This window comes from Guptibacillus hwajinpoensis, assembly GCF_001039475.1.
In the GTDB taxonomy this organism is placed as follows: Bacteria; Bacillota; Bacilli; order Bacillales; family Guptibacillaceae; genus Guptibacillus; species Guptibacillus hwajinpoensis.
This window is the reverse complement of record NZ_LELK01000004.1, coordinates 1,332,440-1,348,104: the sequence shown is the minus strand read 5'-3', so window position 1 is coordinate 1,348,104 and position 15,665 is coordinate 1,332,440. Positions and strand designations below refer to the sequence as shown.

14 protein-coding genes and 1 tRNA gene are annotated in these 15,665 nt (G+C 39.3%); all 15 read right to left on the bottom strand.

Annotated elements, in window-relative coordinates; genetic code table 11:
• Positions 1 to 41 precede the first annotated feature (41 nt).
• The 15 genes from clpX to AB986_RS16635 all read right to left on the bottom strand — a co-directional run bounded on the left by clpX (position 42) and on the right by AB986_RS16635 (position 15,544).
• On the bottom strand, positions 42 to 1,316 hold the full coding sequence (gene clpX / locus AB986_RS16705; protein WP_048312521.1) for an ATP-dependent protease ATP-binding subunit ClpX: 1,275 nt from the start codon (positions 1,314 to 1,316) through the stop codon (positions 42 to 44).
• Positions 1,317 to 1,642: 326 nt separating this feature from the next.
• On the bottom strand, positions 1,643 to 2,935 hold the full coding sequence (gene tig, locus AB986_RS16700) for a trigger factor (protein ID WP_048312518.1): 1,293 nt from the start codon (positions 2,933 to 2,935) through the stop codon (positions 1,643 to 1,645).
• 260 nt (positions 2,936 to 3,195) lie between these two features.
• Positions 3,196 to 4,224, bottom strand: coding sequence for a tetratricopeptide repeat protein (locus AB986_RS16695; protein ID WP_053216227.1), 1,029 nt, complete (start codon positions 4,222 to 4,224; stop codon positions 3,196 to 3,198).
• Between the two features lie 248 nt (positions 4,225 to 4,472).
• A tRNA-Arg gene (locus tag AB986_RS16690) sits at positions 4,473 to 4,549 on the bottom strand.
• Between the two features lie 610 nt (positions 4,550 to 5,159).
• Positions 5,160 to 5,672: a metallophosphoesterase gene (locus AB986_RS16685; RefSeq protein WP_048312515.1), complete on the bottom strand. Its 513-nt coding sequence runs from the start codon at positions 5,670 to 5,672 to the stop codon at positions 5,160 to 5,162.
• 95 nt (positions 5,673 to 5,767) lie between these two features.
• Positions 5,768 to 6,361: an XTP/dITP diphosphatase gene (locus AB986_RS16680; RefSeq protein WP_048312512.1), complete on the bottom strand. Its 594-nt coding sequence runs from the start codon at positions 6,359 to 6,361 to the stop codon at positions 5,768 to 5,770.
• 2 nt (positions 6,362 to 6,363) lie between these two features.
• The gene (gene rph, locus AB986_RS16675) at positions 6,364 to 7,107 is read right to left on the bottom strand and encodes a ribonuclease PH (protein ID WP_048312510.1); all 744 of its coding nucleotides are present in this window, start codon (positions 7,105 to 7,107) and stop codon (positions 6,364 to 6,366) included.
• A 131-nt stretch (positions 7,108 to 7,238) separates the two neighbouring features.
• Entirely contained in the window at positions 7,239 to 8,324 is a 1,086-nt protein-coding gene (locus AB986_RS16670; protein WP_048312509.1) for a GerMN domain-containing protein, read from the bottom strand.
• Between the two features lie 168 nt (positions 8,325 to 8,492).
• Complete coding sequence (gene racE, locus AB986_RS16665) at positions 8,493 to 9,290, bottom strand: glutamate racemase (protein ID WP_048312507.1); 798 nt, start codon at positions 9,288 to 9,290, stop codon at positions 8,493 to 8,495.
• Positions 9,291 to 9,320: 30 nt separating this feature from the next.
• Positions 9,321 to 9,770: a MarR family winged helix-turn-helix transcriptional regulator gene (locus tag AB986_RS16660; protein WP_048312506.1), complete on the bottom strand. Its 450-nt coding sequence runs from the start codon at positions 9,768 to 9,770 to the stop codon at positions 9,321 to 9,323.
• Positions 9,771 to 9,936: 166 nt separating this feature from the next.
• Positions 9,937 to 11,664, bottom strand: a complete 1,728-nt coding sequence (gene ptsP / locus AB986_RS16655) for a phosphoenolpyruvate--protein phosphotransferase (protein ID WP_048312504.1) — start codon at positions 11,662 to 11,664, stop codon at positions 9,937 to 9,939.
• Complete coding sequence (locus tag AB986_RS16650) at positions 11,664 to 11,930, bottom strand: phosphocarrier protein HPr (protein ID WP_048312502.1); 267 nt, start codon at positions 11,928 to 11,930, stop codon at positions 11,664 to 11,666. The genes ptsP and AB986_RS16650 overlap by 1 nt, the downstream gene beginning before the upstream one ends.
• Before the next feature lie 30 nt (positions 11,931 to 11,960).
• Positions 11,961 to 13,997, bottom strand: coding sequence for a glucose-specific PTS transporter subunit IIBC (gene ptsG, locus AB986_RS16645; RefSeq protein WP_048312500.1), 2,037 nt, complete (start codon positions 13,995 to 13,997; stop codon positions 11,961 to 11,963).
• Positions 13,998 to 14,163: 166 nt separating this feature from the next.
• On the bottom strand, positions 14,164 to 15,003 hold the full coding sequence (gene glcT, locus AB986_RS16640; RefSeq protein WP_048312498.1) for a glucose PTS transporter transcription antiterminator GlcT: 840 nt from the start codon (positions 15,001 to 15,003) through the stop codon (positions 14,164 to 14,166).
• A 313-nt stretch (positions 15,004 to 15,316) separates the two neighbouring features.
• Entirely contained in the window at positions 15,317 to 15,544 is a 228-nt protein-coding gene (locus tag AB986_RS16635; RefSeq protein WP_369810531.1) for a helix-turn-helix domain-containing protein, read from the bottom strand.
• Positions 15,545 to 15,665 lie beyond the last annotated feature (121 nt).

Here is a 15,665-nt window from a genome sequence, read left to right as displayed (position 1 = left end):
TATAAAAAAACCAATCACCTGCAGGTGATTGGTTTCATTATTTATGCACTTTCCTTTGGTGATTTCTTATCTTCATCAATGACAGAACCATCTTCTAAAATCAAGCGCGGGGTTGATTTCTCACTTACAGTTGAAGCTGTAAGCACGCATTTTTTGATCTCATCACGAGATGGGAGATCGTACATTACATCAAGCATAATGCCTTCAATAATAGAACGAAGTCCTCGTGCACCCGTCTTTCTTTCGATAGCCTGTTTAGCAATTTCAACAAGAGCATCATCTTCAAATTCAAGTTCTACGTCATCAAGCTCTAGAAGCTTTTGGTATTGTTTAACAAGAGCGTTTTTAGGCTTTGTAAGAATTTCAACCAATGCTTCTTCATCAAGTGGCTCAAGGCTTCCGATAACTGGAAGACGACCGATGAATTCAGGAATAAGTCCAAAGCGAAGTAAATCCTCTGGAAGTACTTTCCCTAAATATTCTCCTGGTTTAAGATCTTCCTGTTTCGCTTCACCACTGAAACCAATGATTTTCTTACCAAGACGACGTTTAATGATTTGTTCAATTCCATCAAATGCACCACCGCAAATGAAAAGAATGTTCGTCGTATCAATTTGGATAAATTCTTGATGAGGATGCTTACGTCCACCTTGAGGAGGAACGCTTGCCGTTGTACCTTCAAGAATTTTAAGTAAAGCCTGCTGAACACCTTCACCCGACACATCACGTGTAATAGAAGGATTTTCAGACTTACGCGCCACTTTATCGATCTCATCGATGTAAATAATACCTTTTTCAGCTTTTTCTACATCGTAATCTGCTGCTTGGATGAGTTTAAGAAGAATATTCTCAACATCCTCACCAACATAACCCGCTTCAGTTAATGAGGTAGCATCCGCTATCGCGAAAGGCACGTTCAAAATTCTAGCAAGTGTTTGAGCAAGAAGGGTTTTACCGCTTCCTGTTGGACCAATTAAAGCAATGTTACTCTTTGCAAGTTCTACATCGTCTGGTTTACCTGAAGCGTTAATACGCTTGTAGTGATTGTAAACCGCAACAGATAGAGACTTTTTCGCTTTTTCTTGACCAATGACATAGTCATCAAGAATTTGGCAAATTTCATGAGGTTTCGGTACTTCTTTGAAATCAACCTCTTCTTCAGTTCCAAGTTCTTCTTCTACAATTTCAGTACAAAGCTCAATACATTCATCACAGATATATACACCTGGTCCTGCAACTAACTTTCGTACTTGATCCTGTGTTTTGCCACAGAAAGAACATTTTAATTGTCCTTTTTCGTCGTTAAATTTAAACATGAATTCACCCCTAACCGTTGATCTCGATGAAATCCGAGTAGGTCTATCTGCAAAGGAACTAAGTTAGCGCATTCGAACTAACCATCACTTATTAAGCAATCCTAACGGGCATTCACCACTGGTTTCTTATCCTATTTATGTATTGAAATTGTATCACATAACTCAAAAGGATACGAAGTAAAACGACTCTTTGAAAGCTTATTATGTATAGAGTATTTGTCCTACTACTATGTTTAGCTAATTTAAATGATTTCATTACTACTTCTTTTTGTAAAAACAAGGCGCAATTAAGCGCCTTGTTTCAAATAAGCCAATAATAGCTTCTATTAAGCTTTTTTGCTGTTATCTACAAGTACATCGATCGCTTTACGAACGCGAAGGTCACCTTTAAGTGCATCAGTGCCACCCTGCATTGTTAGCATTGAACGAATTTGTTCTTCTTCCATGTTGTACATAGCAGCCATTTTGGAAAGTTCTTCATTTACTTCTTCTTCAGAAACTTCCACATTCTCAGCGTCAGCAATCGCTTCAAGAGTCAAGTTCGTGCGCACGCGCTTTTCACCGTCTTCTTGCATTTGTTCGCGAAGTGCTTTCTCATCTTGTCCAGAGAACTGGTAGTACATTTCAAGGTTCATACCTTGTTGTTGTAGACGCTGTTCAAATTCTTGAAGCATGCGGTCTACTTCTGCATCTACCATTGCAGATGGAAGATCAATCTCACTGTTTTCAGCAGCTTTTTCAATCAACGCGTCTTTCTTTTGAACATCAGCATCTTCTGCTTTTTGCTTCTCAAGATTTTCTTTCGTTGTCTTCTTAAGCTCATCAAGTGATTCGACTTCTTCGTTTACATCTTTAGCAAACTCATCGTCAAGCTCTGGAAGCTCTTTACGCTTAATGTCGTGAATTTTCACCTGGAACTTCGCTTCTTGTCCAGCAAGATTTTCAGCATGGTACTCTTCAGGGAAAGTAACTGTTACTTCCTTCTCAGCGCCAGCTTTCTCACCAATCAATTGCTCTTCAAATCCAGGAATAAATGTGTTTGAACCGATTTCTAGTGAATAGTTTTCACCTTTTCCACCTTCGAATGGTTCTTCACCAAGGAAGCCTTCAAAGTCGATAACTGCTGTATCGCCTTCTTGAAGCTCTCCGTCTTCAACAACAACAAGCTCAGCTTGCTTTTCTTGAAGAGATTTAAGCTCTGCTTCTACTTCTTCATCTGATACGTTTGTATCTTGTTCTTCAACTTCAAGACCTTTGTATTCGCCAAGCTTAACTTCAGGCTTAACTGTTACAGTTGCTTTGAAGATCAAGTTTTGACCTTTTTCCATTTGCTCAACGTCAACTTCTGGACGATCAACTGGCTCAATACCAGATTCGTCAATAGCTTCCGAATATGCTTTAGGAAGAATGATATCAAGAGCATCTTGATAAAGAGATTCTACACCAAAACGTTTTTCGAAAAGAGAACGTGGCATTTTACCTTTACGGAATCCAGGTACGTTTACCTGTTTAACAACTTTTTTGAACGCTTCATCAAGCGCAGTATTTACCTCAGTAGCGTCAACTTCAACTGTAAGGACGCCCTGGTTACCTTCAAGCTTTTCCCATTTTGCAGTCATTTACACATTACCTCCAACAATTAAATATATTTCCACTAATCGAGCGTTTAATTAAGATGACACTTTTTGGAGTATAAAAGCGTCTACTATCTTTCAAACGGTCTCTTTTACTAGTAAATATGGGTTTGCAACTATTGTATTATAACATAGAACAGCCGGTTTTCAACACATACGGCATGATTGCAAACCGTTTTGCCATAGTACAGCTTATCGATGATTTCTCTTAATCGCAAGTAAAAACATCGACTTTCCATTTATTTCTATTCAAAGGGACGGTAGAACGGCTGATTTTCTATGTTCTTGATACGATTTGCAGCTACTTCGAACTCCGACGATTTGACTTCATAATGCATGCGTAGTTCCTCATTAGTGATCTCTTCCCCGTTCATATCTGAAGCTACTTTATGAACTGCTGCTGCCCAGACAGAACTATTCGTAGGTTCAGCTTCGAAAGGAGAAATGGCGAAAAGATAGTGCCACCAAATTTGCATACACATCTCAAAAAGAGCTGGGTTTTTCTGTTCGACTACGTCAGACAGTTTCGACTTCACACTCAAGGAGAAGTCTTGTAAAAAGATATCTTTTAGATGAGAGGGATTCACAGTAATTTCTCTACCAAATTTATGTACGACGACTTCTTGATCCAACTCTTTTTCTCTTAGCACTTGTAGAACTAGGCTTTTCAAAAGAGGATCTTTGTTTGTTTCATTCAAATATGTAAGGTAAACGGGGATTGACTTTTTCTCATCTGCAGCGCCTAACTTCTGTATTGCCAGCCACTGTTTCTCCGTCTTATCGCTTTCTAGATAAGCAATTAGCTTGTCCGTATCCTCTTCTTGAACAGCGTCATACTCATCATGGGAATCAAGATCATAATTTGTCATTTGTCTGCTGAAATGCAGCAGTTGGTAGAGCGATTCCGCAATGTTCGACGGAAGCTGATTTTCTTGTAATACCGCTTCAATCATCGTAACCACTTTCTGATACTTTCCAAGCTGAACCAATATCGATATGTATACTTGAAAAATGTCATAATAGTCCCCGATACCTTGCTGCATCATTGTTTCACAGCGTTCAGATGCTTCGATTAAATCTCCCATTTCAACCAGACTGAGCACCATCCCAAAATGCCCCTGCGGGTGATCTGGTTCGATTTCAAGAAGCTGACTGAAATGTTCATGCGCTTCTTTTATTTGTTTTGCTTTTAGTGCTGCCATTCCTTTTTCGACAAGTTTGCCTGCCACATTTGGAAAATATACTATTTTCCGCTCTTGCTTTTCTTTATCCATGACGTAATCGCTCCACTCTCTTATATTCTCTATTAAAAGAGTTTACAGCAGGAAAGGCGCAGCTACGATTAGCTATCAGTTTATCAGTATCCACATGTAAACTCAAGCTGAAGCATGCCCCTCTCTTTTTTTGTACATCTCACCTAGATTTTTATTATGTTTGAAAAAGCCGGTTATCTCTTATGATTAGGAAGAAAATCAAAAAAGACATCTATCAAATTGATAAATGTCTTTGGATTAAAATATTATGGTGTCCCAGGAGAGATTCGAACTCCCGACCCACAGCTTAGAAGGCTGTTGCTCTATCCTGCTGAGCTACTGGGACAAAACGAATGTATAATCTATGTATTACTGCCGCGCAGCGACAAATATAAATATATCGAATGGTACTTGCAAAGTCAATAGTTGTTTTAAAAAAAGGCTCTTTTCGTAGATATTGTTGTTATTAGATTAGTGGTTAATTTCCGCTCCAGGTGCTCGCTTTCCGCGGGGCGGGCGGTAAGCCTCCTCGTCGCTTACGCTCCTGCGGGGTCTCACCTGTCCCGCTAGTCCCGCAGGAGTCGAGCACCTTACGCTCCAATTTGCTAAGTGTTGTCTTTAAAACTTTTTCAAAAGCAACAATCTTTTAGAAAAAAACCTTTAGAAAAAAGCGTAAAAAAGAGGCTGGGACAAAACTAAAATACATGAAGGAAATCGCGAATAATGAATGTTAAGAGTAAGACCTTAGCGTAGCCAACATACGTAGACTCCTGCGGGAACAGCATGAGTCCGAAGACCCCGCAAGATTTTTTGCTTNGCCCGCGGAAAGCGAAGTATGTTGGCGAAGCGGTTGTTTATCTGTAAATTACGAAAGACCCGATCTGATTCAAATGAATTGTTCGGGTCTTTCTCATGGTTATATGCTTATGTCCCAGCCTCTTTTTAAAAACTTTGTTCTAAATTGTAAAACTGTTAGAAAGATCATTTACAACGGTACCTTCTTCATCATAGAACGTAACTGTCACTTTGCTATCAGACCATTCTACAATCGCATACGTTTTAATTGTAGGTTGTCTAGGAAGTCTCACGCTCCCTGGATTTAGAAAAAGAGTGCCATCCTCGTAAACAGCAAGAGCTTCATGAGAATGACCGAAACAAACAAGATCTGCATTTGTTTCTTCAGCTTTATAAGCGAGCTTCATAAGCGTCATCTTCACATTGTATAGATGGCCGTGCGTAGCAAAAATTGTTTTACTACCTATTGTTTCAGAAATTTCATTAGGATAGCGATTATCAAAATCGCAATTTCCTCTCACTCTTAATTGGAATGGAGTCATTTCTTCTGCATCATAATCAAACTCAGAGTCTCCACAATGAATCATACATTGAACATCTTCTTGATGTCTTTCTACTAGATGTTGCAGTTCTTCTGCTGAACCATGATTATCACTTACGACAAGTACTTTCAATTCGCTCCACTCCTTTCACTTAGGCTATGTTAATGAACAGTGTTGATTGTTGGCTCATTTGAGAAATGAACAATATGAACTAACATAGTCTTCATTTAAAATAATTCTTGAAAACTTTCCTCAAGACGATCAAGGGCTTGTCCACGATGTGAAACAGCGTTCTTCTCATCCGGAGATAGTTCCGCCATTGTTTTGCGATAAGAAGGGACATAGAAAATCGGATCATACCCAAACCCAAAGTGACCAGAACGTTCAAATGTGATGGTTCCATTACAAGTTCCTGAAAACACTTCTGTTTGTTCACCTGGTATCGCAACTGCTAGAACACACTGAAACGATGCTGTACGTTCGCCTTCAGGTATGTCTTTCATTTCATTCAATACTTTATCAATGTTTGCTTCATCATCTTTTTCCAAACCAGCGTATCTCGCTGAGTAAACTCCTGGATCTCCGTCAAGAGCATCGACAACGAGCCCTGAATCATCGGCGATAACAGGTTGATTCGTAAGGCGCATAATCGCCTCAGCTTTTAAAACAGCATTCTCAGCAAAGGTACTTCCGGTTTCCGCTACATCCGGTGCGTCATCTAGATCCAATAAAGAAATAACGGTTAAGTTTTCTGATTCAAACCGTCGCTTGAATTCTTTTACTTTTCCCTCATTTGCTGTAGCAATAAGAAGTTTGTGCATGATTAACCCCCCTTGATCTTGGAAGCAAATTCACCAATCACATCAGCTTGTTTCACGATTAATTGTTCAATGCCTTCTTTGCCAAGAGAAAGCATATCATTTAGTTGGTTCATGTTGAAGGTAGCTTCTTCACCTGTACCTTGAAGTTCAACAAATTCCCCACTTCCAGTCATAACAATGTTCATATCAACTTGAGCAGAAGAGTCTTCCTTGTAACATAAATCAAGAATAGCCTCTCCTTTAGAATCTATACCTACAGAGGTGGCAGCAAGAAAATCAGTTAGCGGATTTTTTTTGAGCTGCTTCCTTGCAAGTCCTTTTTCAATAGCAATTGATAAAGCAACGAATGCTCCAGTTATTGATGCAGTTCGTGTTCCACCATCTGCCTGGATGACATCACAATCGATCCATACCGTTCGTTCGCCTAGTGCTTCAAGATCCACAACCGTTCGAAGCGCTCTGCCAATCAAACGCTGGATCTCCATTGTTCGACCAGCAACTTTCCCTTTACTTGACTCACGAATGTTACGTTGTTCTGTTGCTCTTGGAAGCATGGCGTATTCTGCCGCTATCCATCCCTTTCCTTGTCCTCTCAAAAATGGAGGAACACGCTCTTCAATAGATGCAGAGCAAATCACTTTGGTATCACCAACTGATATTAATACCGAACCTTCAGGATGTTTAATATAATCTTTTTCAATATGTATCTCACGTAACTCATTAGGTTTACGATCGTCAACTCTCATAATTGTCCTCCTGTTCACCATATCTTTCACAGGCTGCGCTCTTTATTAGATGGATCCTTTCCACTAAATGTTTCATTTAAAACAAAGAAAAGAGGCAGTACTCCTGCCTCTTCATCCTATCATATTCTTTTTTAAAAACCTACTTTGTTAACGTCTACAGGCCTAGATACTGGCTCGGATAGACTTTTCCCTGAATCATCTACTACCTCAGCATTACCGTCTACAGTAATCGCTACTTCCTCAACCTTTGTTTGCTCTGTTAAAGAGAGAACAAGCGTATTTAATAGTTCTTTTTCAAGTACTTTATCTTCTGCTCCAGTTAAGATCGCATCATTAAAGTCTAACGTTAACAATCCATCTTCTTCTTTCGCATTGAGTAATTTCACATCTTTAGAAATGTTTGTGAAAAGCCCTGAATGAATAGGAGGCCCTTCCATTAATCCTTTCAGCACACCTTTGACATCACTTGACACACCTTCCATACGCTTCGTAACAGGTACATAATAGGCGTAATCATCACTCTGAGCCATGAAGTACACTGTTATATCTTCACTATTTGAAACATCAACGACATTACCCATCTCATGATTTATTCCATTCGCTCTACTAAAGCTTTCTCCAATTGGTGTACCGTTAACAGGCATTTCCGTTTGATCGTACCCGTTAATTTGGATTTTGACTTTCTCTACACCTTCAAACTGCGTAAGCGTCCAAGTGACGGCTTCTAAAATTTGCTTTTCATTCTCAGCTGCGTAATCTTTAAATTCATTAGAGAAGTCGACGACGAGAGTATTTTCCATTTGATCAATGCCCTGCACGACAGTTCCGGCTGGTAAAACAGCTTTAAAGCCATTAGGAAGCATTTCGGTAACAGGTCCATCTACAACCAGGTATTCGAGCGCCTGTTTTGCAGCACCTTCAACCGCAGGTAACTGAACCGTTTGTGGAACGACCATTCCGTTTGCATCAAGGAGATAAAGCTCACGAGCGGTCATCCCCGTTGTAGCATCAGCCGCTTGCTCTCCCTCAGCACCTTCTGCACCGCTCTCTTCAACAGCACCAGCATCCTCATCATCAAGCTGCTTTCCTTCCTCGACATAGTCAACTTTAGGCGGATCAATTTCGTTTAGCGTCTTTTCAAAACCAAATCCACATCCCGATATTGTTAGTAAGATTGAAAGCAACATAATGATAAATCCAATTCCACGTAAACGCATAGCTATCCCTCCCCGGATGGTTTGTACTACCATTTATACGAGTTATATAAGAATTTATACCAGAGGAATGAGAATAACTTGGCTTAGCATTTGATCGAGTGAAGTTCTTAGGATCTACAAAACACCTTCTTAACGAAGGTGCATAACAAAAAAACTCTAGTCGATGGACTAGAGCTTGATTTGTTCGACCTTTACAACTGGATAATCTAGCCAGTGAGTCGCTATTCTTGTGAAGTTGTCAATAGATCCAGTCGTAAGAAACGTATGGGCAGGCTTTTCATCTCCGATATACAAAAGCGAGCTATATTCAAGAATTCCACTCACCTCATATGCGGTTTCATCGCCTGAACAGATAATAGACGTATTGTCTCCCATGACGGATTGGATAACTGGTTCTAATAAAGGATAGTGAGTGCATCCAAGAATAAGCGTATCAATACCTTTATGAACTAATGGTGCTAGTGTTGTTTTAACAGTTTCATATGTTTCTTCGCTATCAAGATTCCCCGTTTCGACTAGGGGAACAAATGGTGGACAAGCTAGACTTTCTACTCGAATATCATTATTAATCGCTTTTAGTGACTTCTCGTAGGCACCACTTTTAATTGTTCCTGATGTTCCTATTACACCTATATATCGATTTGTCGTTTCTTTTAAAGCACTCCTTGCACCTGGATGAATAACACCCCGGACAGGAATATCAAGCTTCTCCTGAATTTCATTTAGAACGACTGCAGTTGCTGTGTTGCATGCAATTATTAACATTTTAATTTGGTATTGATCAAGAAGATAATTTGTCATTTCCCATGTAAACTGCCTAACTTCCGAAGATGATCTTGGCCCATAAGGACATCTCGCAGTGTCACCAATGTATACAATTTCTTCTTTTGGAAGCTGTCGCATAATTTCTCTTGCTACAGTTAATCCACCAACACCTGAATCAATAACCCCTATTGGTTTCTTCAAAACATTTCGCCTCTCTATTTACCGGTCCAATTAGTTCTTTTTCATCTCTTCATAAAGCAAGTGTAAACTCTCTTCAAGAGCCTTTACTTGATCACCTGAAAACCTCTGAGTGATCTTGTCCAAATAGACCTGTCTTTTGTGAATAACTTTCTTAATGATCTCATTACCTTTATCTAGTATATGAATTCGAACGACTCGTCTATCATTTGGGTCTTTCACTCTTTTAACTAAATCTGTTTTTTCCATTCGATCAACGAGATCGGTCGTTGTACTACATGCCAAGTACATTTTATTAGAAAGCTCACCGATGGTTAAATCGCCATATTCTGAGAGCCATTGTAACGCAAGGAATTGAGGAGGTGTTATTGAGAACTCACTTAATAGCTCACGTCCATTCTGCTTAATAATACCTGCGACCATCCGAAGTGATTTCTCTATATCAACAATTGATGCTGGTTCTCTTGTTAATTCTTCAGGCATCTAGTCTCCCCCTTATTATGTCTTACTATCTATTTTGATTGTAAGTGAATCGAAATGCAAGAGTATACACTTCACCATGAAGCATCTGTTTTCAGACAAAACTTTTAAAAGAAAGCCATTAGAAAAAGACGGTTAACGCAAGTATTAAAAAAAGAGCTATAGTTTCCTATAGCTCTTCCGTTGCGAAATGCTCTGTTACATAAGCAATCACTTCTTCATTTGTTGCAAGTGAAAGAATGTGATCGATATGAGAAGAGATTTCCTCTTTTGATAGCTTTGTCATTTGGCTTCTTGCAGGAAGAATAGACGTAGCACTCATACTAAACTCATCAAGGCCTAGACCTAGTAGAATTGGAATGGCAATTTGATCTCCAGCCATTTCTCCACACATACCAGCCCATTTGCCTTCTTTATGCGCTGCGTCAATAACCATCTTAACAAGACGCAGGATTGCAGGGTTATATGGTTGATATAAGTATGAAACTTTTTGGTTCATACGGTCAGCCGCCATTGTGTATTGAATAAGGTCATTTGTTCCAACACTAAAGAAATCAACTTCCTTAGCGAAAACATCGGCCATTGCAGCCGTAGCTGGAATTTCAACCATCATTCCTACTTCAATGTCTTCTGACACTTCTACGCCTTCCCTGATAAGCTCTTCCTTAACAGAAAGAAGCATTTCTTTAGCCTGGCGGAATTCTCCAACAGTCGCAATCATAGGGAACATAACCTTCAAGTTACCATAGACACTTGCACGAAGTAGAGCACGTAACTGAGTACGGAAAATCTCCGTTTCTTCCAAACAAAGACGAATTGCTCTAAAACCAAGGAATGGATTCATTTCTTTTGGAAGATTTAAGTATGGTAGTTCTTTATCTCCACCGATATCAAGTGTTCTGATAACGACTGGCTTCCCTTCCATCTTTTCTAGTACTTCTTTATATGAATTGAATTGCTCTTCTTCTGTAGGCAATTCATTTCTACCCATATAAAGGAATTCAGTACGATAAAGACCAACACCTTCGCCACCATTTTCAAGAACTCCTTTTACGTCTTCAGGAGTACCAATGTTTGCAGCAAGTTCAACGTGTTTCTCGTCTTTAGTAGTTGTTGGCTCATTAACAAGCTTTGCCCACTCTTGCTTTTTGGCTTCGAAGTTTTCCTTTTTCTTTGTGTATTCCGCAATTTCTTCTTCAGAAGGATCAACAATAACGTTACCATCAATACCATCAATAATAACCATTTTTCCTTCTACATCTTCAGAAGTAATGGTTTTCGTACCAACTACTGCAGGGATTTCCATAGATCGAGCCATGATCGCAGAGTGAGACGTTCTACCACCAATATCGGTTGCAAATCCTTTAACAAATTGTTTGTTAAGCTGAGCAGTGTCAGAAGGTGTTAAATCTTCTGCAAGTACGATTACTTCATCTGTAATTGCTCCTGGAGAAGTAAATGTAACGCCAAGTAAATGAGCAAGAACACGTTTCGAAACATCACGGATATCTGCCGCGCGTTCCTTCATGTATTCGTTGTCCATGTTCTCAAACATGCTAATAAACATATTCGATACGTCGCTCATTGCGCTCTCAGCATTCACTTTTTCATTATTGACTTTATCTTTAACCGCGTTCAACAACTCTGGATCAGATAAAACGAGAAGATGAGCAGCGAAAATCGCTGCTTTATCTTCTCCGAGCTGTTCATTGGCGTGGTTTTTAATAACTTCAAGTTCTTCTTTTGCAATGTGCACTGCCGCTTCAAAGCGTTCGATTTCTGCATCAGCATCTGTAATTGTCTTTTGTTCAATTTCAAGTGCTGGGTTTTCTAGAACGAATGCTTTAGCGATTGCAATTCCGGCAGAAGCGCCAATTCCAGTCAGTTGGTTAGACATTACTTGCCTAGACCTTCGTTTTCCATAACTTCACTTAGTCCTGCAATCGCATCGTCAGCATCTGATCCTTCTGCTTTGATAGTGATTTCAGAGTTTTGTTGAATGCCAAGGCTCATTACGCCCATGATTGATTTAAGGTTTACAGACTTTCCGTTATAATCAAGAGTTACGTCAGAGCTATATTGACCTGCTTTGTTAACTAGTGCTGTTGCTGGACGTGCATGAATTCCTGATTCGCTTGTTACTGTGAAATTTTTCTCTGCCATTTTTAATTCCCTCTTTCGAATTTTATAGTTTTATTTTGATATCGTAATAATATCTTTGTCTTCCCTAGAAACGTTACCTTCTTTAGCAAGATCAATTGTTTCTCCATCTTCAAGGTTCGTAAACACGATAGGGGTAATGGTTGAAGTTGCATTTTCTTTAATAAAGTCAAGATCAACTTTCATAAGCTTTTGCCCTTGCTTAATTTCATCACCTTCGCTAATAAACACTTCGAAGCCTTCACCTTTAAGGTTAACCGTGTCAATTCCAACGTGAATTAGAATTTCACGACCATTAACAGATTCAATACCAATTGCATGCTTAGTTGGGAACACATTCATTATTTTGCCATCAACCGGTGCGACAATCAAGCCATCAGATGGTTCAATTGCAAAACCGTCTCCCATCATTTTACCAGAGAAAACTTGATCTGGCACTTCTGAAATAGGTAAAATCTTACCTTCAATTGGAGCAATAAGATGGTCTTCACCTTTTTTACCTGTTGATTCTGCTGGCTTCTCTTCTTTTTGCTGATCTTGAATAGGTTTTGGCGTTTTACCACTAATGATATCTGCAATTTGTCCTTTCAAGCCGTCAGACTGTGTACCGAAAATAGCTTGAATGTTGTTACCAACTTCCATAACACCAGCGGCACCTAGACGTTGCAAGCGTTTCTTATCAACTTGTCCCTTATCAGCTACAGAAACACGAAGACGAGTGATGCACGCATCTAGATTCGTGATATTGCTTTCGCCGCCAAGAGCCGTAAGTACGTTATAAGCTAAAGCAGTGTTTTCTTGACCATCATCAGCCACTTCATCTTCTTCGTCGTCTTCACGACCAGGAGTCATCAAGTTAAACTTACGGATCGCAAATCTAAATCCGAAGTAGTAAATGACAGCAAACGCTAAACCTACTGGAATAACAAGCCACCATGCAGTTCTTCCTTGAAGAACACCGAATAGAAGGAAGTCAATTACACCACCGGAGAATGTCATACCAATCTTTACGTCAAGCAAGGCCATCGTCATAAATGAAAGACCTGCAAAGATCGCATGGATACCGAACAACACCGGTGCTACGAATAGAAATGAAAATTCAATTGGTTCTGTAATACCTGTTAAGAAAGATGTAAGCGCAGCTGATCCCATAATACCTGCTACAACTGCTTTTTTCTCTGGACGAGCTTCATGATAAATGGCAAGTGCAGCAGCTGGAAGACCAAACATCATGAATGGGAATTTACCAGTCATGAAAGTACCTGCAGTTAACTCAGCACCATCTTTTAACTGTTCAAAGAAAATCTTCTGATCTCCTCGAATAATTTCACCAGCAGCATTTGTATATTGACCAAACTCGAACCAGAATGGTGAATAGAAGATGTGGTGAAGTCCAAATGGAATTAATGAACGTTCAATTACACCGAATACAAATGCAGCAAGCGCTGGGTTTGCATCAAGCATATTATATGAGAAAGCATTTAAACCTGCTTGAATAGGTGGCCATACAAAAATCATGATCACACCTAGAAGCAACGCTGAAACCGCTGTCGCGATTGGCACAAAACGCTTTCCAGCAAAGAAACCAAGGTATTGAGGAAGTTGAATATTATAATACCGTTTATACATATAAGAGGCAAGGATACCGACTATAATACCTCCGAATACTCCTGTCTGAAGCGTAGGAATACCGAGAACATTCGCATATGATGCGCTTTCAGCTACTTGATCAGCAGTTACTCCTTCAAGCACACCCATCGAAATATTCATTACCAAGAATCCGACAATCGCAGCAAGACCTGCAACACCGTCTCCGTCTGACAATCCAATTGCTACACCAACAGCGAATAATAGCGCGAGGTTAGCAAAAACAATTCCTCCAGATTCCTCCATAACAGTGGCGAGAAGCTGGAACCATTCTGCTGACATGAATGGTAATTTTTCAAGCAAGGTTGGGTTTTGAAAAGCATTACCAAAACCTAGTAACAAACCAGCCGCTGGCAAAATAGCCACTGGAAGCATTAGCGCTTTACCAACTCTTTGTAAAACACCAAAAGCGTTTTTAAACATGATTTTTCCTCCTTTAATTTTCCCCCAAAAATCTTTCTCCATATAAAAAGGCATGAGTGAACGGTACGACAATACAATCAGGATATACTATACCCCAATACGAGATTGTCATTCCGGTTTCACTCATGCCTGATCGTGTCAGTAACACGTTACCGTTAATATTATTTTAATTTGGAGAAAGCCTTTGCAAGTGCATTGTTAAGTAAACTGCTTCTGCATCTGGAAACTTCGTCTGAAGTTCCTTTTGCATAATTTTAATCAACTTCCATGACAGATTATAGCACAAAGGATATTCTTCTTTCAAGACTTTTTCTAACCTTTCATGCGCCTCTACTGGTTGGTTGAGCTCACTTCTCTCAATCGCATGTCGTAAATGTCGAACAAGACGTAAATAATCAATCCCAGTACGGGATACTTCTACCTTAAGCGAGTCCTCGATCACTGATACAAGGCGATTAATTAATAGTGAGTATTTACTCAGTTCCGTAATGCTTCGATTCGTCACAGCGCTATGGATATGCAATGCTACGAAACCGATCTCTCCATCAGGTAGTGAGACATTAAGTTTATGATTCATTAATTGAATCACTTCTTCAGCAATCGTGTACTCTTTTGGATACATGGTTTGTGTTTCAATCAGAAACGGATTCTTAACCCCAAGACCCTGTTGAAGACGTTTAATGGCGAATGATAAATGATCAGTTAAAGCAATATGGATATGTTCGTCAAAATCAGTGTCCAGCTTTTCGCTAATTAGGAAGATTACTTCATTCATGACACCAATAAAGGACTCAGACACATGTGGCACTAGTAGCTTGTACTGCTCTTGTTCAGACTTGTCTATAAGAACAAAATACTTATCTACCTTTGTATCATCCAATATTTCGCCCTGCTTTTGATTGAAGCCTATGCCTTTCCCCGTAAGGACGACTTCATTCTCTTGCTCTGTTAAAGCGATGACGACATTATTATTTAGAATTTTTTTAATTTTGAATGGACCATTCATTTATAAGTTCCCCTCATTAAACCGGTTTCATTTATGATTACGAACGTATTAATAATAGTAAATTAAAAATAGAACGTCAATGAGAAAAGGTTCCACTTGTATACGGAACAAAAGGATAAAAAGATTATTTTCCAAAAATCGTCTATATAACTATCTAAAAACCTTGATTACATAGTAAATAGTTTATCTAAGTGTACTATTAAATTGGAAATTATGATAGGTACCTATTTTTTCTACATACAGTGTGTTAATGTGATTCTTTCTTCATCACAAAAAGAATATAAAAAAACCGGCTTATGATAAGCCGATTTTGCTATATTTCTAATTCTCCCAGACGAAGCAATTCAACAACAGCCTGGGAACGCCCCTTTACCCCCAGCTTTTGCATCGTATTGGAAATATGGTTTCGAACTGTTTTTTCACTAATAAACAGTTCCTCCGCTATTTCTCTTGTTGTTTTGTCTTGAACTAGCAATTCGAAAACTTCTCTTTCTCGTTTTGTTAATAGTGGCTTTGGTCGGTAGTGGTTCCCTTTCAACATTCCACCCTCCTCGATAGGGCAACAAAGCAACTTCAGCTGAAATTATATAGTCCATACAATATATGATTCATAAGCATACGTGTTACAGTAAATAGCAAACTCTTTTACACTACATCAAGTA

Bases quoted from the DNA above. Each gene is read 5' to 3' on its own strand.
- AB986_RS16680 (WP_048312512.1), bottom strand. From the start codon at position 6,361: ATGCACAAACTTCTTATTGCTACAGCAAATGAGGGAAAAGTAAAAGAA.
- tig (WP_048312518.1), bottom strand. From the start codon at position 2,935: ATGACTGCAAAATGGGAAAAGCTTGAAGGTAACCAGGGCGTCCTTACA.
- AB986_RS16650 (WP_048312502.1), bottom strand. From the start codon at position 11,930: ATGGCAGAGAAAAATTTCACAGTAACAAGCGAATCAGGAATTCATGCA.
- clpX (WP_048312521.1), bottom strand. From the start codon at position 1,316: ATGTTTAAATTTAACGACGAAAAAGGACAATTAAAATGTTCTTTCTGT.
- AB986_RS16660 (WP_048312506.1), bottom strand. From the start codon at position 9,770: ATGCCTGAAGAATTAACAAGAGAACCAGCATCAATTGTTGATATAGAG.
- glcT (WP_048312498.1), bottom strand. From the start codon at position 15,003: ATGAATGGTCCATTCAAAATTAAAAAAATTCTAAATAATAATGTCGTC.
- ptsP (WP_048312504.1), bottom strand. From the start codon at position 11,664: ATGTCTAACCAACTGACTGGAATTGGCGCTTCTGCCGGAATTGCAATC.
- AB986_RS16635 (WP_369810531.1), bottom strand. From the start codon at position 15,544: ATGTTGAAAGGGAACCACTACCGACCAAAGCCACTATTAACAAAACGA.
- ptsG (WP_048312500.1), bottom strand. From the start codon at position 13,997: ATGTTTAAAAACGCTTTTGGTGTTTTACAAAGAGTTGGTAAAGCGCTA.
- rph (WP_048312510.1), bottom strand. From the start codon at position 7,107: ATGAGAGTTGACGATCGTAAACCTAATGAGTTACGTGAGATACATATT.
- AB986_RS16670 (WP_048312509.1), bottom strand. From the start codon at position 8,324: ATGCGTTTACGTGGAATTGGATTTATCATTATGTTGCTTTCAATCTTA.
- AB986_RS16695 (WP_053216227.1), bottom strand. From the start codon at position 4,224: ATGGATAAAGAAAAGCAAGAGCGGAAAATAGTATATTTTCCAAATGTG.